The organism is Micromonospora hortensis (genome assembly GCF_022230935.1).
GTDB classification, from domain to species: domain Bacteria; phylum Actinomycetota; class Actinomycetes; order Mycobacteriales; family Micromonosporaceae; genus Micromonospora; species Micromonospora hortensis.
Genome location: NZ_JAKKFE010000004.1, coordinates 40,270 through 63,279 on the forward strand (window position 1 = coordinate 40,270; position 23,010 = coordinate 63,279).

Below are 23,010 nucleotides of genomic sequence, written 5' to 3' on the forward strand. Positions count from 1 at the left end.
TCGGCATGTGTCGAAACCTACCCGGCGGGCGGTCGGGGTGAGACAACCAGGAGGCGGGTAGCCTCCCCCCATGGCGGACTCCTCCACCCAGTCGATCATCATCGGCGCCGCACCGGATCGGGTGACGGCGGTCATCTGCGACTTCGCGCGCTACCCGGAGTGGACCGACGCGGTGCGTCGCGCCGAGGTCGTCGAGGAGTACGAGGACGGCTACCCCAGTCAGGTGCGTTTCACCATCGACGCCGGGGTGATGGCCGACGAGTACGTGCTCGCCTACGAGTACGCCGAGGACCTGTCCCGGATCGAGTGGCACCTGGTCGCCCCCTCGAAGATGCAGAAGGCCCAGCGTGGTTCGTACGACCTGGTGGGTAACCCGGACGGCAGCACGACGGTGACCTACACGCTGGAGGTCGACCTGTCGGTCGGCATGCTCGGGATGTTTCGGCGCAAAGCCGAAAAGATGATCATGGACACCGCGTTGAAGCAGCTCAAGCGCCGGGTAGAAGCAACCGGTGCGGCGCAGTGACGTGTCCGGTGGCACGGTAGAGGAGCCGACGGTGGGTGGAACGGATCCGGGTTCGGCCCGGGAAGAGGCGGAGCGACTGGTCGCCACCCTGCTGGCGGGGGCGCGACTGGCCTCCGCCGGCTCGGCGGGCGGCGCGTTCGGCTCGTTGGGCGGGATGCTGTCCGGTGTCCTCGGTCACAGCGCGGGCCCGGACGCCCGCTCCGGCGCCGGTGGTGCTTTCGCCACCGGTTCGGCCGAATGCTGCGTCTGCCCGGTCTGTCGGGGCATCGCCGCGTTGCGGGACCCGAGTCCGGAATTCGCCGAACGGCTCGCGACCGGCGCCGGTGACCTCGCCGCGGGCGTCGCCAGCCTGCTCCGCGCGTTCTCCCCGCCGGAACCGTCCGCGCCGAGCCCCGCCGAGCCGGCCGCCGAGCCGACCACCCCGCCCTCGCCGGCACCCGCCGCGAGCAGCGACGGCGTGCTCCCCGAGCCACCCCCGAGCGCCCCGCCCACAGCGACAGTCGACGACCACGTGTGGCGCGATGCCACCCGTACCGGGCATGATTCTCAGCCGGCGCCGGAGCGGGATGTCTGGTCGGTCGCCACCCGGACGGCGGACCCACTCGCCCCGGCCGCCGTACCACCCGTCGACGAGGCCGGGACGGCGACCGTACCGGCACCGACCACCCGTCCCGTGGTGCCCGCCTCGCGGGTGCCCGATGACGCCGACGCGGAAGCATCGGGCGACGGCGCCTGAGCGCGGGACCTTCCGACCCGGACCGGCACTGGGCCGGAACCTGGGCCGGACAGCACAGCAGAGGGGGGCGGTAGCGGTGACGCTGACCATCGGAGTCGACGTCGGTGGCACGAAGGTGGCCGGCGGTGTCGTGGACGACACCGGCACGGTCCTCGTGCAGACCCGACGGGACACTCCCGCCGATGACGTGGCCAAGACCCGCGACGTCATCATCGAGTTGGTCGGCGAGCTGGCTGCCGGGCGGACCATCGAGGCCGTCGGCATCGGCGCGGCCGGTTGGATCGACGCCAACCGTTCGACTGTGCTCTTCGCTCCCAACCTGGCCTGGCGTGACGAACCGCTGCGCGAGTACGTCAGCGAGGCCGTCGGGCTGCCCGTGATCGTGGAGAACGACGGGAACGTCGCCGCGTGGGCCGAGTTCCGCTACGGCGCGGCCCGCGACGCCGACGACTCGATGATCATGTTCACCATCGGCACCGGTGTGGGTGGCGGCATCGTCCTCGGTGGCGACCTGATGCGCGGCGCGCACGGCATCGCCGCGGAGTTGGGCCACATGCTTGCCGTGCCGGACGGGCACCAGTGCGGCTGCGGCCGGCTGGGCTGCATCGAGCAGTACGCCAGCGGCAGCGCCCTGGTGCGGTTCGCCCGTGCCGGCGCCCGGCAGGAGCCCAACCGGGCCACCGCCCTGCTGAAGCTGGCCGGCGGTGAGGCCGAGGCGATCACCGGCCCGATGGTGACCGCCGCCGCGCAGGGCGGCGACCCGGTCTCCGCCGAGGCGTTCGCCCAGATCGGCCGGTGGCTGGGCACCAGCCTCGCCGACATGGCACAGATCCTCGACCCGCAGACCCTGGTGGTCGGCGGTGGCGTGATCGACGCCGGTGACCTGCTGCTCGGTCCCACCCGCCGCTCGTACCTCGACGCGCTCGCCCAGCGCGGTCGCCTGCCGGTGGCCGAGGTGCTCCCGGCGGAGCTGGGCAACAGCGCCGGGGTGATCGGCGCCGCTGACCTGGCCCGCCGGATCTGAGGCGGTCCGGGATGGGCGTGCCACTGCGCGTGGTGTCGTACAACATCCACAGCCAGCGCGACGACACCGCCGCGCTGGCTGCGGTGGTCCGGGCCGCGACGCCGGACGTGGTGATCGTGCAGGAGGGGCCGCGCCGGTTCCGGTGGCGGCAGAAGTCCGCCACGTTGGCCGAGTCGTTCGGCCTGGTGGTGGCCGCTGGTGGGCTGCCCGCCCTGGGCAACCTGCTGCTGACCAGTCTGCGGGTCCAGGTGCTGGGCACCCGATGCCAGCGTTTCCCGCTGACCCCCGGTCGGCACCTGCGCGGGGCCGCGTACGCCGACTGCCGGGTCGGTGACGCCCGGTTCACCCTCGCCGGCTCGCACCTGTCCACCGACCCGGCCGAGCGGCCCTCCCAGGCCACCGAGCTCAAGCGTGGCCTGGAGGCGGCGACCAGCCCGGTGCTGGCCGGGGCGGACCTCAACGAGGGTCCGGACGGGCCGGCCTGGGCCACCGTGTCGCGTGGGTTGACCGACGCGGCGGTGGCGGCCGACCGGGCCGAGCGGCTCACCTACTCCTGCGCCGACCCGCGCCGACGTATCGACGCGCTCTTCGTCGACCCGCGGATCACAGTTGTCGACTACGACGTGGTGGACACCCCGCAGACCCGTCGGGCCAGCGACCACTTCCCGGTCCTGGTCGACCTGCTGCTACCCGCCACCGGCTGACCCCCGACCCCGGCTCGACCGTCGGCGCATCCGGCCCCAGGACTGGACATCCGGCCCGGTTGTGGAGAGGATTTCGCGGCGACCGGCACGCCTGCCGTACCAAAAGGAGATGTCCCCGGTGTCCACCTCCACCGACCACGGCCGGCCCGACCCGGAGGCGACCACGCCCGCGGCGAACAGCGAGGGCCGCCCGGTCTCCGACCGGGGCGACACGGTCTGCGTCATCGGGGCCGGGGCCAGCGGCCTGACGGCCATCAAGAACCTGCGTGAGCACGGTTTCGGCGTTGACTGCTACGAGCGGGAGACGGGCGTCGGCGGCGCCTGGAACTGGCGGCACGACCGCAGCCCCGTGTACGCCAGCACCCACCTGATCTCGTCGAAGCCGTTCACCCAGTTCCCCGACTTCCCGATGCCGGACTCCTGGCCCGACTACCCGCACCACAGTCAGCTGCTGTCCTACTTCGAGCGCTACGCCGACCACTTCGACCTGCGATCGCACATCTGGTTCGGCACCGAGGTGATCCGGGTCCAGCCCGTCGAGGGCGACCGGTGGGACGTGACCACCCGCTCCACCGGCGGGTACGGCCCCGAGCGCACCGCCCGGTACGCCGCCGTGGTGATCGCCAACGGCCACAACTGGTCGCCGAAGCTGCCCCGCTACGAGGGCCTCGAACAGTTCCGCGGCGAGATCATGCACGCCTCGTCCTACAAGGACCCGGCGCAGCTGCGCGGCAAGCGGGTGCTGGTCGTCGGCGCCGGCAACACCGGCTGCGACATCGCCGTCGAGGCCGCCCAGCAGGCATCGCGCTGCTGGCACTCCACCCGCCGGGGTTACTGGTACGCGCCGAAGTTCGTGCTCGGTCGCCCCGCCGACCAGGTCAACGACAGCCTGTTGGCGCTGCGGGTGCCGCTGCGGGTGCGGCAGTGGCTCTACCACTGGACGCTGCGGCTGACCGTCGGCGACCTGACCCGCTTCGGCCTGCCCAAGCCCGACCACCGGGTGTACGAGACGCACCCGATCGCGAACAGTCAGCTCGTCTACTACGTGGGCCACGGCGGGATCGGCCCGGTGCCGGACGTCGCCCGGTTCCACCCGTACGCGGTGGAGTTGGCCGACGGCCGCGAGATCGACCCCGAGGTGGTCGTCTTCGCCACCGGTTACCTGCCGCGCTTCGAGTTCCTCGACGCGTCGGTGTTCGGAGACAGCGCGGGCGCGGGTCGGCCCACGCTGTGGCTCAACGCGTTCACCCCGGGGCATCCGACCTTGGCCGTCGCCGGCCTGCTGCAACCGGACTCCGGGCTGTTCACCCTGTCGCACTGGCAGACGGTGCTGTTCGCCCGGCTGCTACAGGCCCGTCGGGACCGGCCGGAACGGGCCACGGCGTTCGCGCAGCGGGTACGGGACCGGGCGGGGGAGCGGTACTCCGGGCCGGTCAAGGACAGCAGCCGGCACTGGTTCGAGGTCGGGCACGCCGACTATCTGCGCGCCATCCAACGCGCCCTGGTCGAGCTGGAGGGCAAGTGAGCGCGAGGAGTGAGCTGCGGATCATGCGGGGCCGGGAGTGGTCCCGGCCGGTGCGGCCGGCCCGGCGGGAGGTGCTCAGCGCCGTCCCCGAGCTGGAGCAGGGGCGTCCGCCGCTGCTGTTCGTACCCGGGTTCGGGCATGGCGCGTGGGCGTTCGCCGAGCACTGGTTGGGTCACGTGGCGTCGCGAGGGTTCCCGGCGTACGCGGTGAGCCTGCGGGGGCACGGTGGCAGCGAGCCGGCGCCGGAGGCGACGCTGCGGGCGTACGCCCACGATGTGGTCCAGGTGGCCGCGAGCCTGCCTCGGCAGGCGGTGCTGGTGGGGCACGGCGCCGGAGCCCTGGTGGTGGCGCACGCGTTGGCCCGCTACCCGGCGCGGGGCGCGGTGCTGGTGGCGCCGGTCTTCGGCGGCTGGGGAGTGCTCGGCGCGGCGTTGCGCCGCAACCCGGCGGGCACGTTGCCGGCGGTGTTCGGCGGGCCGTTGCGGCTCAACCGGGGGCAGTTGTTCAGCCGCGAGTTGCCCGACGATGAGGCCCGGCGGTATGTCGGACGCCTCGGTCGGGCGGGTCGGCGGGCCCAGTGGGCGCTGCTGGGTGAGCCGGAGGCCGAGCCGGCCGTTGGCGCGCCCCCGGTGTTGGTGCTGGGTAGCCCGGACGACCGGGTGGTGCCGGCGTCGACGTTGACCCGGGTGGCCCGCCGGTACGGGTCGGCCCCGCTGCTCTTTCCCGGAATGGGCCACGACCTGATGCTGGACGCGCGGTGGGCGGAGCCGATCGACGCGATCCTGGACTGGCTGGAGAAGGAGCCGGTGGCGCACTGACCAGCCCGGGCCGCCGGCGGTCAGCCGCCGGCCTGGTGGACGGCCGGGCTGCCAGCCGGGGTGGCCGGTCGGGGCACCCGAGCGGCGCCGTCGGAACCGGTGTCGGTGCTGGTCAGGCGACTGATCAGGCCGCCGCCCTCGTCCAGGGCGCGAAGGTAGGAGCGGGCCCAGGCTCGGATGTCGTGTGTGTGCAGGTGGGCGCGCATGCCGCGCATTCGCTGGGTGGTGTCGGCCGGGTCGGCCCGCAGCGCCGCGCGCAGGCCCTGCTTGAGCCCTTCCAGGTCGTGCGGGTTGACCAGGTACGCCTGGGACAGCTCGGCGGCGGTGCCGGCGAACTCGCTGAGCAGCAGCGCGCCGGTGTCGTCGACCCGCGCGGCCACGTACTCCTTGGCGACCAGGTTCATTCCGTCGCGCAACGGGGTCACCGCCATCACGTCGGCGACCCGGTAGAGCGCGGCCAGCTCGGCCCGGTCGAAGGGCTGGGTGAGGTAGTGGATCGCCGGCTCACCGACCCGGCCGAACTCGCCGTTGATCCGGCCGACTTCGCGTTCGATGCGCTCACGGAGGATCTGGTACTGGCCGACGCGTTCCCGGCTCGGCATGGCGACCTGCACCAGCACCGTGTCGCGGACCTTGACGTCGCCGCTGGCGAGCAACTCGCTGTACGCCTTGAGGCGCTGCTCGATGCCCTTCGTGTAGTCCATCCGGTCCACGCTGAGGACGACCTGCCGGGGATCGCCGAGATCCTGACGGAGCCGGTGGGCCCGGGCGGCCACGTCCGGACGGTCGGCGAGCGCTGCCATCTCGGCGGTGTCGATGGAGACCGGGAACGCGCCGATGCGGACGACCCGGTCGTCGACGCCGATCCGCCGGTCGGTGGCCGGCAGGTCCAGCACCCGGGTCACCAACTGGGCGAAGTTGTGCGCCGCCTGCACCCGCTGGAAGCCGACCAGGTCGGCGCCGAGCATGCCGCGCAGCAGTTCGGCCCGGCGGGGCAGTTGCATGAACAGCTCCGGTGGCGGGAACGGCACGTGCAGGAAGAAGCCGATGCGCAGGTCCGGGCGGAGCGCGCGCAGCAGACCGGGGACCAGTTGCAGGTGGTAGTCCTGCACCCAGACCACCCCGCCCTGCTCGGCCACCTCCGCTGTCGCCTCGGCGAAGCGCTGGTTGACCCGCTGGTACGCCTCCCACCACCGGCGGTGGTGCTGCGGCTGCTCGACGGAGTCGTGGTAGAGCGGCCAGAGGGTGGCGTTGGCGAACCCCTCGTAGTGGTCGCGCAGGTCTTCCGGGCTGAGCGCGACGGTGTGCATCCGCACGCCGTCGACGTCCGGCAGGGCGGGGGCAGGCCCGGTGCCACCGGCCCAGCCGACCCAGGTCGCCGGTGTGTGCCTCAGGAGCGGGTGCAGCGCGCTGACCAACCCGCCCGGGCTGCGCCGCCACTCGCAGGCCCCGTCGGGGGCCTGATTGTCGTCGATGGGGAGGCGGTTGGCCACCACCACGAGAGAACTCTGTCGCATCTCGGGCATTCCGATCAGCAGAGGACTGACCGCCGCGAGCAAGGAAAAACCGGTCAGTCAGCGGGGGAAGTGACGTACAGCGGTATTCCTACTGACAGTAAGTTACACCACTGTTACGCCCCCGGCGGGGCGCTGCTGTCCCGGGATGCGGGCCGACCCTCAGACGACGGCGCCGTTGTCCGGGTCGTCCTCGTCCTCGTCGCCGGGACGCAGCCGCCAGATCAGCGTGACGAAGCCGGCCAGGATGCCGGTGAACCCGAACAGCGTGACCGCGGAGCGGTCGATCGGGAGCAGCCAGGGGAAGAGGAACAGCACGAACCCGACGACCACCCCGAGCACGCCGATCACCGCGTACTTGCTGACCCGCGGCAGCGGCGGCGGTGGCGGCGGGTGGTAGCCCTCGTCGTCCTCGTCGTCGGGCAGGTCGGCGCCGAAGGTGTCCAACCCGTCCAGCAGCGACGGCTCGTCCGGTCGGGTGCCCCGCCCCACGGAAATCCCGGAGATGTCCGTCGCGGACGGCAGCCGGCGAACGTCGGTGGCGGTCGGACCGGGTTCGTCGGTGCCGGATCGGGTCAGCGGCCCGGAGGTCGGCTCGTCCCGGCCGTCCCGTTCGTCCACGTCCTCCGAGGCCGGCCACGGGTGGTCACCGGGCGTGGAGGTGGTGTGGAAGCCCGCCACGATCCGCGCCCATTCGGCGTCGATGTCCGGTTCGTCGCGAGCCGGCGGCTGCTCCGGAGCGGTCTCGTCGGCGAGTTGGGTCAGGTAGTCCCGGGCGGTGGTCAGGTGCGAGCGGTCGACGTAGAGCCGGTCGACCGGCCGGGCCGGCACCGTGGTGGTGCGGGTGACCGGGTTGAGGTCGGCCGAGGGCTGGAGGTAGGCGGCGATCCCGCCGGCGGCCAGCACGTCGAGCAGGTGCTCACCGACGCGCGGATCGACGTCGCCGACGACGGCGTACTCGTTCGCGTCGAGCCCGTTGTCCCGCCGTCCCCGGCGGGCCCCACCCGCTGACACCCGGACATCCCCCTTAACGCGCCTTCCGGCGCGGCCACCCCTGCCCTTCGGCGCCATCCGCACGCCGTGCTCTGAATCGTGACACGTCAGGGCATGGTTCCGGGAGTGCGTTGTGTCGCGTCTTCCAAAGTCACGGCTGCTTCCGCAGGTCGCGGCGGGGCTCCTTTGTCCGTTCTTGCGCGACAAGTGCGATCTCGGTGATCGCGGGAAGGCTCGATGCCTCGGCCCCCGAACGTCGTCCGTTGTGGTGAGAGCGCTCGCTTCGTAGGCTCGGCGGCGACGACGGCTGGCGCTGTCGCGGGCACACCACGGGAAAGGACGCCGGTGCTCTACTGGCTGCTGAAGTACGTCATCCTCGGTCCGCTGCTCAAGCTGATCTTCCGCCCGCAGGTGGAGGGCCTGCACAACGTGCCGGCGACCGGCCCGGTGATCCTGGCGAGCAACCACCTCTCCTTCTCCGACTCGATCTTCACACCGTTGATCACCGCGCGGAAGGTCACCTTCGTCGCCAAGGCCGAGTACTTCACCGGCAAGGGAATCAAGGGCTGGTTGACCAAGATGTTCTTCGTCGGCACCGGCACGATTCCGGTGGACCGCTCCGGTGGCCGGGCCGCGCGCGCCGCCCTGGACACCCAGTTGCAGGTGCTGCGGGCCGGGGGAGTGGCCGGCATCTACCCCGAGGGCACCCGCTCCCCGGACGGCCGGCTCTACCGGGGCAAGACCGGGGTGGCCCGGCTCGCCCTGGAGAGCGGCGCGGTGGTGGTGCCGGTGGCGATGCTCAACGCCGACGAGATCCAGCCGCCGGGCAAGCTCATCCCCAAGATCGACCGGGTGCGGATCCGGTTCGGGGCGCCGCTGGACTTCTCCCGCTACGCCGGGCTGGCCGGCGACCGGTTCGTCGAACGCGCGGTCACCGACGAGATCATGTACGAGTTGATGGAGCTCTCCGGTCGGGAGTACGTGGACGTCTACGCCCAGAAGCTCAAGCAGCCCGTCCCGACGCCACTGGCCGCCTGAGCCACCGCCGGCCCGGCCCGGTCGGCGGTCAGGGCAGGTGGAGCAGGGCGGGGGCGTGGTGACGGGTGGCGAAGTCGTGCAGGCGGGCGCGGGTCGCCACGGCGGCGGGTGGGTCGGCCTCGGCCAGCGGGCCGATGGCCAGCGCCAACGTGATGATCTCGTCGGTCACGTCGGTCATCCGGGCGTAGCTCGCCGCCGCCGAGCGCAGCAGGTTCGCCGCGGTCGAGGCGTCCCCGGCGTGCCGGGCCACCGTGGCGTCGGCGACCTGACCGGCCGCGTGAGCCCACGGGGTCGTCCGGGGCGCCCGGTCGAGCAACCGCCGGACCAGCCGGGCCGCGTCCGCGCCGAGCACCCCGGCGACGTGCCCGACGGCCGGCACCCACTCCGCGAACGGAATCATCCGGGTCCGTTGCCAGTCCTCGTCCAGTTCGGTGAGCAGCGCCATCGCCTCGTCACGGCGGCCCTGCACCGCCCGGCAGAGGGCGGCGTGCGCCAGGGTGGAGCGCAGCACCCGGTGGAAGCCGGTGCGCCGCGCCGCGACCAGCGCCTGCTCGACCAGATCCCCACCCGTTGCGGCCGGCCCCGCAGTTTCGTCGGGCCCGTCGGGGCCGGCCAGCTCGGCTCCGGCCAGCCCGCGCATCCAACCCGAGACCGCCACGATGTGCAGATCCCACTCCGCGGTCGGCCGTCGGGTCGACTCCGCCGCCATCGCCAGCGCCGCCGTCCAGTCACCCGCGTAGTACGACCGGGCCCACTGGTCGGCGAAGCTGGTGGCGAGGCTGTGCTCGCCGCCCAGGTCGAGGGTGAGCTGCTCGTCGACCAACCGGGCCGAGCCGGCCAGGTCGCCCTCCTCCTGCAACGCCCAGGCCAGGTTCTGCACCGCCCGACGCCGACTGGTCAGCCGCTCCACCCGGCAGTGCTCGGTCACCTCCGCCAGCTCCGGGAACGCCGAGGCGGAGCCGGCCAGGTAGCGCGCCACGGCCAGGGTGATCCGCGCGTTGGCCTGGACCTCGCGCAGCTGGAGCCGCTCGGCGAGGGACGCTGCCGCCCGCGCCGCGGTGCACGCCGGCTCGGTCTCCGCGTTGAGCATGTGCACCCGGGCCAGCTCGAGCAGGGCGCCCGCCTTCTCCTGACTGTCCGGTAGGTCGCCGTAGATGCCGATCGCCTGGTCCAGGCAGCGCAACGTCGCCGACCGGTCGGCCCGACTCCAGGCGGCGGTGGCGAGCAGCGTCCAGGCGCGCGCCGCCCCCGTCCGGTCGCCGCTCGTGGCGAGCCGCTCGGCCAGCCGGGTGAGGGTGTCAGTGCCCCCCGCCACCAGGAAGGCGTCCCCGTCCCGATAGAACGCCAGCTCGGCGTCGAACAGCTCCAGCGCCGGGTCCGGCCCGACGTCCAGGGCCAGCGCCCGGCCGACCAGCGCGGCGGCGGTGTCCAACGCGTGCAGCTCGTACGCGCGGCGGGCCGCCCGGTGCAGCGCGGCCCGCGCCGACGGGGCGTAGGGGGCGGTGTCCAGCCCGACCGTCCGGGCGATCTCGTGGGCCGCCCAGCGATGGTTGGCCAGCACCTCGGCCAGGTCGTACTGCCGGCCGTCGGTGAGCTGTGCCATCCAGTCGGCGGTGCGTTGGTGGCGCAGCACCCGTTCGGCCCTGGGCAGCCGCTGGTAGCAGACGTCGCGCACCAGGATGTGCCGGAACCGGTACTCGGACTGACCGGGCATCGTCGACGTGCTCTGCTCGTACACCAGGTCGCGACGTTGCAGGCGGTCCAGCGCACGCTCCACCCACTCCACCGGCCGGCCCAACGCCATCGCCACCGGCGCGGCCCAGAACACCACGCCGACCACGGCGGCGGCTTGGAGCACCGCCCGGTCGGCCGGGTCCAGCAGGTCGAGCCGGTTGGCGATGACCGCCTGCACGGTGCGGGGCATCTCCGCGCCACCGTCGAGGTCGAGGCGGGCGGTCGAACCGACCGCGTCGAGCAGGCCGCCGTCCAGCAGCATCCGGGCGTACTCCTGGGCGTAGAGCGGGTTGCCGTCGGCGAACTCGATCAGCGGGGTACGCGAGCTGGACGGCAGCGTCGCCTGCCCGAGGAGCAGCGAGTAGAGCGCGTCGATGTCGGTGTCGTGCATCGGCGGCACCGAGATGGACATCGCCCCACTGATCGTGCCGGTCCAGGCCGGGTTCCGTTCCCGCAGCTCCGGTCGGGCCGTCGCGACGACAAGCAGCGGTACGCCGCGCGCTGACGCGCCCAACTGCTCGACGAAGGCGAGCATCGCCTGGTCCGCCCAGTGCATGTCCTCGAAGACCAGCACTGTCGGGCCGGTGGTCGCCAGGGCGAGCAGGAACCGCCGCCAGGCGGCCTCGGTCTCGACAGGGGTGAGCCGTTCACCGGGTACGCCGATCAGCGGCCCGAGCGCCTCGGCCAGCCGGATCGCGTGCGGGTCGGCGAGCTGCCCCAGCCGGGACCGCAGCCGCTCGCGCAGCGCAACCGGGTCGTCGACCTCCGGCACGCCCACCCAGGTCTTCACGATGTCCGACAGGGCGGCCCAGGTGACGTTCTCGCCGAACGGCGGGCACTGCCCGACGAGCCAGGTGATCGGCGGGCCGGGCAGGCTGCCGGCGTGCCGGGCCAGCTCGCGCAACAGCCGGCTCTTGCCCACACCGGCCGGGCCGAACACCGTCACCAGTTGGGAGGTCCGCTCGGTCACCATCCGGTGCAGCGCGTTGACCAGCAGGCCGCGTTCGTGCTCCCGGTCCACCATCGGGGTCAGTTCGGCGCCGCGCGGGTCCCGATGTGGTCGCACCTGGACGGCGAGCCAGATCCGGCTGACCGCGGACCGGCCGCGCAGGGTGACCGGTGGTTGGTCGGCGTACTCCATCTCGTTTCGGGTGGCCGACCAGGTGCTCTCGTCGACGACGACACCGCCAGGCGGGGCGAACCCCTGGAGGCGGGAAGCGGTGTTGACCACGTCCCCGGTCACGAAGGCCTGCCCCCCGTCGCGGGTGGCGGAGAGGTCGACCAGGGCCTCGCCGGTCGCGATGCCGACCCGGAAGCTCAGCGGCGGCTGCGGACCGGCGGGCTGGCGGGCCAGGTTCCGTTGCAGCTCCAGCCCGGCGCGGACACATCGCAACGCGTCGTTGTCGGTGGCCACCGGCGCGCCGAACAGCGCCATCGCCGCGTCGCCGATGTACTTCTCGACCACCCCGCCGTACTGGTGCACGATCCGGCGCACCGTGGCGAAGTAGGTCTGCTGCAGACCGCGGGCCTGCTCCGGGTCGGCCCGCTCCGCGTAGCTGGTGAAGTCCACGATGTCGACGAAGAGCACGCTGACCTGACGCCGGTCCTCCTGCACCGCGACGGCGTTGTCCCGCAGCGGCTGACCACAGCTGGTGCAGAAGTTGACCTCGGTGCTGTTGGCGTGGCCGCAGTGCGCACAGTTGACCCCGAGCGGCTGGCCACACCCGCCGCAGAAGCGGTCGTCCGGCCCGGCCGCGCGTGCGCAGTGTCCACACTTGAGGTCGATGTTCAGCTCCGTGGGCGAAAGAGGTCAGTATCGCGGCCGGTCGGCCCAGTCGGGTACCCGACGTGCGGACGGGCAACGTCATCGATCGGTCGGGGTTAGTGTTCCGTACCAGGAAGTTTCATGTCAGGGAGAGTGCCGTGCAGGTACGACTGTCCGCCTCGTGGACCGATCCGGGTGGCACGCTGTGGGCGCCGGGGGACACGATCGACGTCGATGCGGTCACTCTCGCCGAACTGGAGGAGCAGGGCATGGTGGAAGAGCCTGAGGGTCAGTCGGGCGGGTCGGGGGAGACCACGACCACCTCGTCGAGCACGTCCACGGCTGGTAAGCCGACCGATCCGAAGAAGATCGGTCCGGGGCCGGGCGCGCCGCCGGCCGACAGCACGGAGAACTGATCGTCCAGGTGCGGTCGGCGGGCCATCGGTCCACCGGCCGCACCTGTCCGTCCTAAGCGTTCGCTGATGCCGGTTGCCAGTGGCGGCCGGCATCAGCCGTGGGTACGGGTGGGCCGGCGACCGGTGACGGACGTCCACACCGGAGCTCGGGTCGGTGACGAGGCCGGCGCGGGCCGGTCGGTCAGCGGTCGGCCATGCCGGCGCGGCGGCGCAGCGCGGCCACGTCGGTCACCACGATCCGGCGGCCCTCGGTACGCAGCCAGCCACGGCTGGCGAACGAGCCGATCGCCTGGTTGACGCTCTGCCGGGAACCACCGGCCATCTCGGCCAGTTGGCTCTGGTTGAGCTCGATCGTGATCATCGGTGCCTGGCTCTCGCCGGCCAACCGCACCAGCGTCTTCGCGACCCGACCGGGCAGGTCGAGGAAGACGTGATCGGCGTTCTGCTCGGTGAGTCGGCGGATCAGCCCGCCCAGTGAGCGCATCACCGCGTCCAGGATGCGGGGGTTGGAGTGCACCAACTCCATGAACGCACCCCGCGAGAGCGCGAGCGCCGCGCAGTCCTCGATGGCCTCCGCCGAGGCGGACCGGGTGGACGCGTCGAGCAGGGAGACCTCACCGAGCACGTCCGGTGGACGGATAACCGACAGCACGGCCCGCTCCCCGGTGGGAGCGGTGCGAAAGACCGCCACCGCGCCGCGGCGCAGCACGATCAGCGACTCGCCGGGGTCGTTCTCCACGAAGAGCAGTTGACCCTTGCGGTAGGTGCGCGGAACGGCGGCGGCGATGACACGCTGCCGCACCTCGGGCTCCAGCCCGGCGAACATCTCGACACCCGTGAGCGCGTCACCCGGCTCCGGCAGGCGAACCTCCACGGCCCAACCCCTCCCCCGGTCATGGACCACAACTCGCTCACCGGGCGAACCTGATGGGCCCCGACAAGGTGAACTGACACCGATTCGGCGTCCGGTAGCGGTACACATCAGATCATGACGGTCCGGTCGCTTGCTGTACACCCCTCGAAGCACTTCCGTGACCGTCACGAGCTGCGACGTGCCGTTCACGAGGTGTCGTCGGAGTTCGGTCGACCTCCGGACGGGCCCCGCCGGGCGCGGCCGTGCGGCGGTGGGCGAGGATGCCCGGAATGGTCTACCGCTACTTCTACGACTGCGAGTTCATCGAGGACGGCACGACCGTCGACCTCGTCTCGATCGGTGTCGTCGACGAGTACGGCCGCGAGTTCTACGCGGTCTCCACCGAGTTCGACGACTCCCGCGCCGTGCCCTGGGTCCGACGCAACGTGCTGGACAAGCTGCCCTCCCCGGCGGACCGGGCGTGGCGCTCGCGTGAGCGCATTCGCGACGACCTGTACGACTTCCTGATGGAGCCGATCCGGGACCGGCCGGGGGAGCAGCTGGAGCTGTGGGCCTGGTTCGCCGCGTACGACCACGTGGTGCTCGCCCAGCTCTGGGGCGCGATGCCGGCGCTGCCCCGGGAGATTCCCCGCTACACCAAGGAACTGCGGCAGCTCTGGGACGACCGGGGCCGGCCGCCCCTGCCGGAGGCGGACGCGGCCCGGCACGACGCTCTGGTCGATGCCCGGCACAATCTGGCCCGCTGGCGGGCGATGACCGCTCGTTGAGTGGTGGCCACGCCGCCGCAGGTTTTGACCGGTTCTGTCCCGGGCAACGGTTCGACCAGCCGAGCCGAGGGAGATAGCCATGAGCGACCAGCCCAGCAGCGCCGCGGAGGCACGCGCCCGGGTCACCGGCCTGGCCCGGGCCGCGCGCATCTGCATGCTCACCACTACTGCTCTGGACGGGCGGCAGGTGAGTCGACCGATGGCCCTCCAGGAGGCCGAGTTCGACGGCGAGTTGTGGTTCTTCGCCTACGCCGACTCGGCCAAGATCCGCCAGATCCGGGTGAACCCGGAGGTCAACGTCGCCTTCTCCGACCAGAAGCACAACGCGTGGGTGTCGATCTCCGGCACCGCCACCGAGGGGTTCGACCGGGCCCGGGCCGAGCGGCTGTGGAGCCCGCTGCTCAAGGCGTGGTTCCCCGACGGGCTGGACACCTCCGGTCTCACGCTGATCAAGGTGCACGCCAGCTCCGCCGAGTACTGGGACTCGCCGAACAGCACGGTGGTGAACCTGCTCGACTACGCGAGGGCCGCGGTCACCGGCCGGCCACCGAAGGTCGGCGAGAGCCACGAGGTGACCTACTGACCGGGGGTGGGTGCCCGGGGCGCGCTGTCGTCGTACTGGCGGGCCGACTACAGTTCGCAGTGACGGCCCGCCCCGGGCCGGCAACGGCGCCGATGGTCTGACCTGACACATACCCTGGGGCATATCGGGCTTTACCTGATGCTCCAGGAGGATGAGCGGATCATGCGTATCGGCGTGCTCACCGGCGGCGGCGACTGCCCCGGTCTCAACGCGGTCATCCGGGCGGTGGTCCGCAAGGGCGTCGCCACTTACGGTCACGAGTTCGTGGGCTTCCGGGACGGCTGGAAGGGCCCGCTCGAGGGTCTGTCCCGCCCGCTGGACATTGCCGACGTTCGCGGCATTCTGCCCCGCGGCGGCACCATCCTCGGCTCGTCCCGTACCAACCCGTTCAAGATCGAGAACGGCGTCGAGCGGATCAAGGACAACCTCGCCGCCCAGGGCGTGGACGCGCTGATCGCGATCGGCGGCGAGGACACCCTCGGCGTTGCCACCAAGCTCTACGAGCTGGGCGTGCACGTCGTCGGCGTGCCGAAGACGATCGACAACGACCTCGGCGCCACCGACTACACCTTCGGCTTCGACACCGCTGTCAACATCGCGATGGAGGCCATCGACCGGCTGCACACCACAGCGGAGAGCCACCACCGCACCCTGGTCGTCGAGGTGATGGGCCGGCACGCCGGCTGGATCGCCCTGCACGCCGGCCTGGCCGGCGGCGCCAACGTGATCCTGCTACCCGAGCGTCAGTTCGACGTCGAGCAGGTGGCCGGCTACGTCGAGAAGCGCTTCCAGCACCAGTACGCCCCGATCGTCGTGGTCGCCGAGGGCGCCCAGCCGCTCGACGGCCAGATGGTCCTCGCCAACCAGGAGCTCGACTCGTTCGGCCACGTCCGCCTCGGCGGCATCGGCCAGTGGCTCGCCGAGCAGTTGGAGGCCAAGACCGGCAAGGAGGCCCGCACCGTGGTGCTGGGTCACATCCAGCGCGGTGGCACCCCGACCGCCTTCGACCGGGTGCTCGCCACCCGCCTGGGCCTGCAGGCCATCGACGCCGTCAACGACGGCGACTGGGGCAAGATGGTCGCGATGCAGAGCACCGACATCGTCCGGGTGCCCCTCGCCGAGGCCACCCGCGAGCTGAAGACCGTGCCGCTGGAGCGGTACGCCGAGGCCGAGGTGTTCTTCGGCAGCTGATCGATCGTCGGCGGCGCGGCGGGCCTGCGGGTCCGCCGCGCCGCGACCCGATGCGAGGGGGTACGGGCCGACATGTCCGCCGGAGTGCACACTGTCGCGGTGATCGGCGCGGGCAAGATCGGTGAGCTGATGCTCTCCGGGCTGCTGCGCTCAGGATGGCCGGTGGACCGGCTGCTGGCCACCGCCCGCCGACCCGCTCGCGCGGAGGAGTTGACCGCCCGGTACGGCGTACGGGTGGTCGACAACCTCACCGCTGTGGACGAGGCCGCTGTGCTCGCGGTCTCGGTCAAGCCGCAGGACGCCGCCGCGCTTCTCGACGAGATCGGCCCCAAGGTGCCGGCCGACAAGCTCGTCATCTCGCTCTGCGCGGGGCTGCCTACCAGCTTCTTCAGCCGCCGGTTGCCCGAGGGCACCCCGGTGGTGCGGGTGATGACCAACACCCCGGCGCTGGTCGACGAGGCGATGACCGCGATCTCCGCCGGCGCGCACGCCACCGGGGCGCACCTCACGCTTGCCGAGGAGATGTTCAAGCCGCTCGGCCAGACGATCCGGGTGCCCGAGTCGCAGCAGGACGCCGTCACCGCCCTCTCCGGCTCCGGCCCGGCCTACTTCTACCTGCTGGTCGAAGCCATGATCGACGCGGGGATCCTGCTCGGGCTGCCCCGTCAGGTGGCGCACGAGTTGATCGTGCAGACGGCGATCGGGTCGGCGGTGATGCTGCGCGACTCCGGCGAGCACCCGGTCAAGCTGCGCGAGGCGGTCACCTCGCCGGCCGGCACCACCATCTCCGCGATTCGTGAGCTGGAGAAGCACGGCGTACGCGCTGCGCTGCTCGCCGCGCTGGAGGCCGCCCGGGATCGCGCCCGCGAGCTGGCGGCACAGGCCGACTGAGCGGTCGGGGCGCGTCGCGGGGCCGTGTGTGCCGCATACTGGCTCGGTGTTCACACTTGCCCAGGCCCGGCACCTGGTGGCCACCCTGCAACCGCGCGTCGACGAGTTGATCCGGGTCCGGGCCGACCTGGCCGAGCTGCGCGTCGACCTGGCCGACCACGGCGTGAGCGCGCTCGGCGGGCTGGCCGAGGTCAAGGCACTGGAAGCTCGACTGCACGCCGTCGTCGACGAGCTGCACCAGCACGACATCCAGGTCAAGGGCATAGCCCCGGTGCTGCTCGACTTCCCCGGCGAGCGGGCCGGCCGCGCCGTGCTCTGGTGCTGGCTGGAGGGCGACTCCGACGTGCGCTGGTACCACCGGGCCGAGTGCGGCTTCGCCGGCCGCCGTCCCCTCTGACTCAGCCTGCGGCGGACGTCGGCAGGACCGGGTCGGGGGCCTCGGTCACCGCGAACACCACCACGTTGTCGACGTAGTGGCCCCGCCGCCGGTCGAAGTCGCCCCCGCAGGTGACCAGGCGCAGCTCCGCCCCGGGCGTCGGGCCGTAGACCACGGCAGTCGGAAACTGGTCCTTGCGGGTACGCAGCGACCCGGTCACCCGGAACGGCAACCGCTGCCCGCCGCGCCACACCTCCACCAGGTCCCCGGGCCGTAGCTCGCCGAGCCGGGCGAAGACCGCCGGGCCGCGTCGTGAGTCCAGGTGCCCGGCGAGTACGGCCGGACCGGTGTCGCCCGGGGCCGGGCCGCCGCCGTACCAGCCGGCGGTGTGGAAGTCGGTCGGCGGAATCAGCACGCCGGCGCGGTCCAGACCCAGCACGGTGAGCGGTGAGTCGACGTCGATGTGCGGTACGCGTACCCGCGTGGGTGGACCGTGTGGTGTGGGCGCGGCGGCCACCGACGGGCAGTCGTCGCCGCAGCCGGGGTGCCAGGCCGCCACCGGCGGTGGCGAGCCGGTGGTGGCCAGCCCGACCCCGGTGCCGGCGGCCAGGCAGACCGCCGCGCCGGCCGCGACCAGCGCGGCCAGCGGTATCCGGCGCTCACGGTGCCGCCGGATCGACGGGTCCGGCCCGGCGCTCACCAGGTGGTGCGCCGCCGCCGGCGCCAGAGCAACAGGGCCACCGCGCCGGCCGCCGCGGCCAGACCGCCGGCCACCACTGGGTACGCGTCGAGCCCGGCTCCGGCGGTGCCACCGGCGCCGGTGTCCACCCCGCCGGCCGGCACGACGCTGCCGCCCTCGGCGTCGCGGCGCAGCTCGGCGGTGAGCCCGCCCTGTTTCGCGTCGAGCACCAGCAGCGAGTAGACCGCGCCGCCGGTGAGCCGCACCTCGGCGTCGGTGCTCGGCCCGCCGGCGCCCGTCAGCTTCAGCCGCCAACTGCCCGGCTCGACCTGCTGGTAGTCGGTAGTGGTGGCGAACTGCACCCCGTCGGCGATCATCGGGCCGTCGGCGGCGGCCACGTCGAGCACCGGGGTCCGCACCGACGCCTGCACGACCCGCACCTTGGCGCGGCCGTCGGTGGGGGCGCTGAGATCGTCGGTGAGCACCCGCAGGCCGAGGTCGGCGTGCCGGCCGACACCGGCCACAGTGAAGGCGTTCCCGCTGGTCACCGCGACCTCGGTGGTGAGCACCGGGGGGTCGCTGGCGGGGGCGCCGGCCTCGCGCATGGCCACCGCGTACCGGCCCGGCGCTAGTTCCAGGTAGTCGGAGACCACGCCGTAACCGACCCCGGGGAAGACCTGCGGCTTCGCAGCGCCCGGCGCGGCCAGGTAGACGTCTACCGCCGGGGTGTCCGGGGAGAGGTGCGCGAGTCGGACGTATCCGACGGTGTCCGCGCCGGTCGCGGCGTTGGCCGGAATCGGAACGGCGGCGGTGGCGAGGGCGGTGCCGAGCAGGAGCGCGCCGGAGCCGGCCAGCAGCCGGCGGGGCACGGTACGGAGCGTGTGCATGTCGCCTCCGGGGGGCACGTTCGGTGAGCGGGTGGCAACCCAGAGAACAGGGTCCCGTGAACAGGACTGTGGCGCAAGTTGCCACAGCGATGTTTCTGCCGGCTGTCGCTACCGAAGCCCCGCGTCTGCCGTTGCGGGTCCCACACGGACCAAGACGCTCGCCTATTCTCGGGCGATGCGGGATCGCCGGGTGGCGCTGGCGTGGGCGGCCTTCGTCGTCGTCGCGCTGGTGTCCTGTGTGCTCGTTCTACGCCGTCCGGATCGCCTCTCCGACCTGCACATCTACTACGGCGCGCTGTCCGACCTGAACGCCGGCAAGCCGCTGTACGGATATGTGGCGGAGAACGGCGGCCCGTTCACCTATCCGCCGTTCGCCGCTCTCGTGCTGTGGCCGATCACCGCCGTCAGCGAGGGCGTACTCCAGGGGATCTGGCTGGTGGCGACGTGCGCGGCGGTCGTCGCCATCGCCGGGTCGGTGGGTGTCGCGCTGACCACCCGACGTTCCCGGCGCCCGCTCGTCGTGGCGCTGGCGGCCACCGCGCTGATGCTGTCCGCGCCGGTGCAGAGCAACCTACGCTTCGGGCAGGTCAGCATCTTCATCGTGCTGATGGCCCTTCTCGACGGGCTGGGCGTCGTCCCACCCCGACTGCGCGGAACGCTGGTCGGGGTGGCCGCGGCGATCAAGCTCACCCCGCTGCTGTTCGTGGTCTACTTCCTCGCCGTCGGGCGCTACCGGGACGCCGGCCGGTCGGCGGCCACGTTCGTGGCCTGCGCGGGGCTCGCCGCGATCGTGCTGCCCTCGGAGAGTTGGTCCTACTGGACCGAGACCGTGCGACAGACCTCGCGCATCGGCAATCTGTCCTCGTTGGGCAACCAGTCAGTGCACGGAATGTTGCTACGCGTCGGCGTCGAAGAGGCGGCGCTGCCAGTGCTCTGGGCCGGCATGGTGGCACTGATCTGCGGGGCGGCACTGCTGCGGGCCCGACAGTTGACGCGGCAGGGCCGACCCGGGCACGCCGCCGTCCTCGTCGGCTGCGCCACAGTGGCCGCGTCCCCGGTGTCCTGGACCCACCACCAGGTGTGGCCGGTGCTCGCCGCGATGCTGCTGGTCGGCGCGTCCGGCGTCACCCAGCGGGCCGCCGGCACGGCGCTGCTCGCCGCCATGGTCGTCTCGTTGGGCGCGGTGCTCAGCCCGATCTCGACGCGGCCGGGGGTGCAGTTCCTCTTCGAGAACGCCCGTGCCGTCGGGGTGTGCGTCCTGTGCCTCGTCGGTTTCGGCGGTGTCGCCGTCGCCGCCCACCGTACGAGCAGACGACCGGCCGCCGGCCGTGCCTGGCTGCGGGTGGGCGTCACGGCCACGGTGGCGGTCGCGTTCTTCGCCGTGCAGCCGCTGCCGGCCGGAGCCGACCCCACCTTCAAGGCGTACACCCTCGACGACGTGGTCAACCCGCGATACTTCTTCGTCTGCCGTGGTCCGGCCGAATGCGCCGCCTACGCCACCGACGTGCCGGTCACCTTCGGCACCCGCGCCGAGAAGACCAAGGTCCGGGTCAACGGCGTGGTCTCCCCGCAGGTGACCCGCCTGGAGTACTACTCCGCACCGGGTGGAGCACCCAGGGCCATCCCGCTGCTCGCCGCGTACCCGGGTTCGCGTACCTTCTCGTTCCGGTCAGCGACGATGGCCCACGGTCGGCTCGTCGCGTACGCCTCGGACGGGCAGCAGATTGCCAGCTACGACGACGAACTCGCCGCCGCCCTCCGTACGACCACCCGGTAGGAGGTTGGACGAGGTGTCAGACGGTGTACGGGTCCATGCGCCTAGGTCTCGGGGCGACAGGACCTGGGTCGACCTGGTCACGAATCCGCAGGGCCTCCGGGAGATTTTTCCGGAAGGGCCTCCGTCACTGAGTGGGGTCAGCCTGCACGGGTTGGTCGTCGAGCGTGAGGGACCTACTCTTCGGCTCAGACTGGACCTGCCCGCCTACCCGGCCAACCCGCCAGCCAAATGGCTTCGCGCCGGATTCAACACGGTTCAGGTCGAACTTCTCTTCGGCGGCGTCAGTGAGCTGCGGCTGGTCGGCATCTCCACCGAACTGGTCGCCGACCTGGAGATTCGAGCCGCAAGCGGGGTGAGCCTCGACGTTCGCTCCGCGTCGATGGTCGTATCGGCGTTCGCGGCTTCGGTCACGGTGTCCGAGCTGGTGGCGTACACGGACAGACAGTGGGCGGGAAGCTGACCGTTAGGCGGCTCGCCGCCGCCCTCCGTACGACCACCCGGTAGGTGATCGCCGGCTGGGCGGCGGCTGGCCTTGCTCAGCGGGTGGCGGCGGCCAGGGCGGCGCGCAGCTTCGCGGCGTCGCCCGGGGCCGGGTGCTCCCAGTCGGTCGGGCTGGCGGAGTAGAGCGTGCCGTACGCCGGGGTGTCCGGCTGGTACCGCCACCCCTCGGCCAGCGGGCCGACGTCCACCGCGTCGTAGCCGATCCGGTCCAGGAAGGCGGTCACCTCGGCCTTCGCGGCGGCGTCGTCACCGGCGATCGCGAGGGCGCTGCGGTCGGCCGCACCGGTTGGCCGGGGGAGGGCGGCCAGGCCCTTGAAGTTGATGTTGTTGAAGACCTTGACCACCCGCGAGTCCGGCAGGTGGCGCTGGAGCAACTCGCTGCTGGTGGTCTCGCCGGAGTCCAGCTCCGGGAAGGTGCCATCACGCTGCGGGTAGTAGTTGTTGGTGTCGAGAACGACCTTGCCGGCCAGCGGTTCCACTGGCACCGCGCGGTACGCCTTCAGCGGCACACTGACCATCACCAGGTCACCGACCTGCGCCGCGTCCTGCGTGGTGCCGGCGCTGGCGTGCTCGCCCAGGGTCTCCACCAGGTCGGTGAGGGTCTCCGGGCCCCGCGAGTTGCTCAGCACCACGTCGTAGCCGGCGTCGACGGCCAGCCGGGCCACGGTGCCGCCGATGTTGCCACTGCCGATCAGTCCCACAGTTGTCATGCTCGTTCCCAACTTCGTTCACCCACGACGCATTCCCAACCAGACTGGTGGGTTATTCCGATTGCCCGCTGCCGGGTAGCTGCGCAGGCTGCTCGCGACCTTCGCCGTCGCGGCGGGTGCCTGGTGGCGCGCGAGCCCGTCCTGCACAACGTACTGCTCGCGCTGGTCGCCGACCGGCTCTCCGGGGACGTGCCACTCTCCGGTGGTGAGCGGTTCGGGCGGGTGGTCGATGTGGACCGCCGGTCGTCCTGCGATGCCGGCCCCGCAAGATCGCGCTCGATCCGGGATGTAGTGGCATCCGACAGTTGGCAGGCCACTACATCCATGTTCGAGCGTGATCAAGGCGGTGCGGCGAGCGCCCGGGGCGTCAGGAGGTGGGGAGGGTCTTCTCGATGGCCGCGCGCAGGTCGTCGGAGTCGGGCGCGACAGTGGGGGCGAAGCGGGCGGCGACCGAGCCGTCCGGGGCCACCAGGAACTTCTCGAAGTTCCAGCGCACGTCACCGGTGTGCCCGTCGGCGTCCGGGGTGTCCACGAGCGCGGCGTAGAGCGGGTGCCGGTCGGGGCCGTTGACGTCGACCTTCTCGGTCAACGGGAAGGTGACCCCGTAGTTGACCTGGCAGAAGTCGCTGATCTCGGCGGCGCTGCCCGGCTCCTGCCCGGCGAACTGGTTGCACGGCACGCCGAGCACCACGAGGCCCCGGTCGGCGTAGGAGTCGGCGAGCGTCTGGAGGCCGGCGTACTGCGGGGTGAGGCCGCAGCGGGAGGCCACGTTGACGACCAGCAACGCCTTGCCGCGGTGGCGGGCCAGGTCGGCGGGGCCGCCGTTGAGGGCGTCGATCGGGATGTCGAAGACGGTCATGGGCCGAGGCTACGCGCCGGCCGGGTGTCGACCCGGGGTGGGCGCAGCGTACGCACTCCGTGCACCAGGAGAAATCGAAACATGCGCATCTTGACGAACTGATGACGGCGTGAGTACCGTCT

The 23,010-nt window shown here is 72.2% G+C and carries 23 protein-coding genes; 15 read left to right on the top strand and 8 right to left on the bottom strand.

Translation table 11 applies throughout. The features are described 5' to 3' along the window. The first annotated feature begins 70 nt into the window (after positions 1-70). From NIE111_RS02450 to NIE111_RS02475, 6 genes are all read left to right on the top strand, one after another. Positions 71-526, top strand: coding sequence for an SRPBCC family protein (locus tag NIE111_RS02450; RefSeq protein WP_238682830.1), 456 nt, complete (start codon positions 71-73; stop codon positions 524-526). Positions 527-557: 31 nt separating this feature from the next. Then, entirely contained in the window at positions 558-1,262 is a 705-nt protein-coding gene (locus tag NIE111_RS02455) for a hypothetical protein (protein WP_238682831.1), read from the top strand. Positions 1,263-1,338: 76 nt separating this feature from the next. Continuing rightward, positions 1,339-2,286: an ROK family glucokinase gene (locus NIE111_RS02460; protein WP_238682832.1), complete on the top strand. Its 948-nt coding sequence runs from the start codon at positions 1,339-1,341 to the stop codon at positions 2,284-2,286. Between the two features lie 11 nt (positions 2,287-2,297). Then, positions 2,298-2,990, top strand: coding sequence for an endonuclease/exonuclease/phosphatase family protein (locus NIE111_RS02465; protein WP_372488270.1), 693 nt, complete (start codon positions 2,298-2,300; stop codon positions 2,988-2,990). Between the two features lie 118 nt (positions 2,991-3,108). Next, positions 3,109-4,515, top strand: a complete 1,407-nt coding sequence (locus tag NIE111_RS02470) for a flavin-containing monooxygenase (protein WP_238682833.1) — start codon at positions 3,109-3,111, stop codon at positions 4,513-4,515. A gap of 23 nt (positions 4,516-4,538) precedes the next feature. Further along, the gene (locus NIE111_RS02475) at positions 4,539-5,333 is read left to right on the top strand and encodes an alpha/beta hydrolase (RefSeq protein ID WP_238682877.1); all 795 of its coding nucleotides are present in this window, start codon (positions 4,539-4,541) and stop codon (positions 5,331-5,333) included. Between the two features lie 20 nt (positions 5,334-5,353). Here the strand turns inward: NIE111_RS02475 and NIE111_RS02480 are convergent, their stop codons facing one another. Both NIE111_RS02480 and NIE111_RS02485 read right to left on the bottom strand, forming a co-directional pair. Continuing rightward, the gene (locus tag NIE111_RS02480) at positions 5,354-6,850 is read right to left on the bottom strand and encodes an alpha,alpha-trehalose-phosphate synthase (UDP-forming) (RefSeq protein WP_238682878.1); all 1,497 of its coding nucleotides are present in this window, start codon (positions 6,848-6,850) and stop codon (positions 5,354-5,356) included. A 159-nt stretch (positions 6,851-7,009) separates the two neighbouring features. Next, a complete protein-coding gene (locus NIE111_RS02485; RefSeq protein WP_238682834.1) occupies positions 7,010-7,861 on the bottom strand; it encodes a DUF308 domain-containing protein in 852 nt (283 codons plus the stop codon). A gap of 324 nt (positions 7,862-8,185) precedes the next feature. Between NIE111_RS02485 and NIE111_RS02490 the strand changes: the two genes are divergently transcribed. Continuing rightward, entirely contained in the window at positions 8,186-8,878 is a 693-nt protein-coding gene (locus NIE111_RS02490) for a lysophospholipid acyltransferase family protein (protein WP_238682835.1), read from the top strand. Positions 8,879-8,906: 28 nt separating this feature from the next. On the opposite strand, the gene NIE111_RS02495 is transcribed toward NIE111_RS02490, so the two are convergent. Beyond that, positions 8,907-12,404, bottom strand: coding sequence for an AAA family ATPase (locus NIE111_RS02495; RefSeq protein ID WP_274530573.1), 3,498 nt, complete (start codon positions 12,402-12,404; stop codon positions 8,907-8,909). 131 nt (positions 12,405-12,535) lie between these two features. Here NIE111_RS02495 and NIE111_RS02500 point away from each other — a divergent pair, with 131 nt between their 5' ends. Continuing rightward, positions 12,536-12,793 (top strand): hypothetical protein, encoded by a 258-nt coding sequence (locus NIE111_RS02500; protein ID WP_084597913.1) that lies wholly within the window; start codon positions 12,536-12,538, stop codon positions 12,791-12,793. Positions 12,794-12,974: 181 nt separating this feature from the next. Here the strand turns inward: NIE111_RS02500 and NIE111_RS02505 are convergent, their stop codons facing one another. Beyond that, a complete protein-coding gene (locus NIE111_RS02505; protein ID WP_091407574.1) occupies positions 12,975-13,667 on the bottom strand; it encodes a Crp/Fnr family transcriptional regulator in 693 nt (230 codons plus the stop codon). 269 nt (positions 13,668-13,936) lie between these two features. Between NIE111_RS02505 and NIE111_RS02510 the strand changes: the two genes are divergently transcribed. From NIE111_RS02510 to NIE111_RS02530, 5 genes are all read left to right on the top strand, one after another. Beyond that, positions 13,937-14,434 (top strand): polyadenylate-specific 3'-exoribonuclease AS, encoded by a 498-nt coding sequence (locus NIE111_RS02510; protein ID WP_238682880.1) that lies wholly within the window; start codon positions 13,937-13,939, stop codon positions 14,432-14,434. A 79-nt stretch (positions 14,435-14,513) separates the two neighbouring features. Next, positions 14,514-15,017, top strand: coding sequence for a pyridoxamine 5'-phosphate oxidase family protein (locus NIE111_RS02515; protein WP_238682836.1), 504 nt, complete (start codon positions 14,514-14,516; stop codon positions 15,015-15,017). Positions 15,018-15,179: 162 nt separating this feature from the next. Then, complete coding sequence (locus NIE111_RS02520; RefSeq protein ID WP_088949424.1) at positions 15,180-16,208, top strand: 6-phosphofructokinase; 1,029 nt, start codon at positions 15,180-15,182, stop codon at positions 16,206-16,208. 72 nt (positions 16,209-16,280) lie between these two features. Next, positions 16,281-17,099, top strand: a complete 819-nt coding sequence (gene proC / locus NIE111_RS02525; RefSeq protein WP_091407583.1) for a pyrroline-5-carboxylate reductase — start codon at positions 16,281-16,283, stop codon at positions 17,097-17,099. 46 nt (positions 17,100-17,145) lie between these two features. Further along, positions 17,146-17,496 carry a DUF2203 domain-containing protein gene (locus NIE111_RS02530; protein WP_091407586.1) on the top strand — a complete coding sequence of 117 codons (351 nt, stop codon included), beginning with the start codon at positions 17,146-17,148 and terminating at the stop codon, positions 17,494-17,496. 1 nt (position 17,497) lies between these two features. On the opposite strand, the gene NIE111_RS02535 is transcribed toward NIE111_RS02530, so the two are convergent. Both NIE111_RS02535 and NIE111_RS02540 read right to left on the bottom strand, forming a co-directional pair. Then, positions 17,498-18,175, bottom strand: coding sequence for a class F sortase (locus NIE111_RS02535; RefSeq protein WP_238682837.1), 678 nt, complete (start codon positions 18,173-18,175; stop codon positions 17,498-17,500). Next, positions 18,172-19,041, bottom strand: coding sequence for a DUF4397 domain-containing protein (locus tag NIE111_RS02540; protein WP_238682838.1), 870 nt, complete (start codon positions 19,039-19,041; stop codon positions 18,172-18,174). Before NIE111_RS02540 ends, NIE111_RS02535 begins: the two co-directional genes overlap by 4 nt. A 175-nt stretch (positions 19,042-19,216) precedes the next feature. Here NIE111_RS02540 and NIE111_RS02545 point away from each other — a divergent pair, with 175 nt between their 5' ends. Both NIE111_RS02545 and NIE111_RS02550 read left to right on the top strand, forming a co-directional pair. Further along, positions 19,217-20,818 (top strand): glycosyltransferase 87 family protein, encoded by a 1,602-nt coding sequence (locus NIE111_RS02545; protein WP_238682839.1) that lies wholly within the window; start codon positions 19,217-19,219, stop codon positions 20,816-20,818. 13 nt (positions 20,819-20,831) lie between these two features. Continuing rightward, the gene (locus NIE111_RS02550) at positions 20,832-21,278 is read left to right on the top strand and encodes an Imm50 family immunity protein (protein WP_238682840.1); all 447 of its coding nucleotides are present in this window, start codon (positions 20,832-20,834) and stop codon (positions 21,276-21,278) included. Between the two features lie 76 nt (positions 21,279-21,354). Here the strand turns inward: NIE111_RS02550 and NIE111_RS02555 are convergent, their stop codons facing one another. After that, positions 21,355-22,029: an NADPH-dependent F420 reductase gene (locus NIE111_RS02555; RefSeq protein WP_238682841.1), complete on the bottom strand. Its 675-nt coding sequence runs from the start codon at positions 22,027-22,029 to the stop codon at positions 21,355-21,357. Between the two features lie 367 nt (positions 22,030-22,396). Beyond that, positions 22,397-22,888 carry a glutathione peroxidase gene (locus tag NIE111_RS02560; RefSeq protein WP_238682842.1) on the bottom strand — a complete coding sequence of 164 codons (492 nt, stop codon included), beginning with the start codon at positions 22,886-22,888 and terminating at the stop codon, positions 22,397-22,399. Positions 22,889-23,010 lie beyond the last annotated feature (122 nt).

Coding starts and splice junctions, on each gene's coding strand:
- NIE111_RS02450 (WP_238682830.1), top strand. CDS start 71: ATGGCGGACTCCTCCACCCAGTCGATCATCATCGGCGCCGCACCGGAT.
- NIE111_RS02465 (WP_372488270.1), top strand. CDS start 2,298: ATGGGCGTGCCACTGCGCGTGGTGTCGTACAACATCCACAGCCAGCGC.
- NIE111_RS02475 (WP_238682877.1), top strand. CDS start 4,539: ATGCGGGGCCGGGAGTGGTCCCGGCCGGTGCGGCCGGCCCGGCGGGAG.
- NIE111_RS02480 (WP_238682878.1), bottom strand. CDS start 6,850: ATGCGACAGAGTTCTCTCGTGGTGGTGGCCAACCGCCTCCCCATCGAC.
- NIE111_RS02510 (WP_238682880.1), top strand. CDS start 13,937: ATGGTCTACCGCTACTTCTACGACTGCGAGTTCATCGAGGACGGCACG.
- NIE111_RS02515 (WP_238682836.1), top strand. CDS start 14,514: ATGAGCGACCAGCCCAGCAGCGCCGCGGAGGCACGCGCCCGGGTCACC.
- NIE111_RS02520 (WP_088949424.1), top strand. CDS start 15,180: ATGCGTATCGGCGTGCTCACCGGCGGCGGCGACTGCCCCGGTCTCAAC.
- proC (WP_091407583.1), top strand. CDS start 16,281: ATGTCCGCCGGAGTGCACACTGTCGCGGTGATCGGCGCGGGCAAGATC.
- NIE111_RS02540 (WP_238682838.1), bottom strand. CDS start 19,041: ATGCACACGCTCCGTACCGTGCCCCGCCGGCTGCTGGCCGGCTCCGGC.
- NIE111_RS02545 (WP_238682839.1), top strand. CDS start 19,217: ATGCGGGATCGCCGGGTGGCGCTGGCGTGGGCGGCCTTCGTCGTCGTC.
- NIE111_RS02555 (WP_238682841.1), bottom strand. CDS start 22,029: ATGACAACTGTGGGACTGATCGGCAGTGGCAACATCGGCGGCACCGTG.
- NIE111_RS02560 (WP_238682842.1), bottom strand. CDS start 22,888: ATGACCGTCTTCGACATCCCGATCGACGCCCTCAACGGCGGCCCCGCC.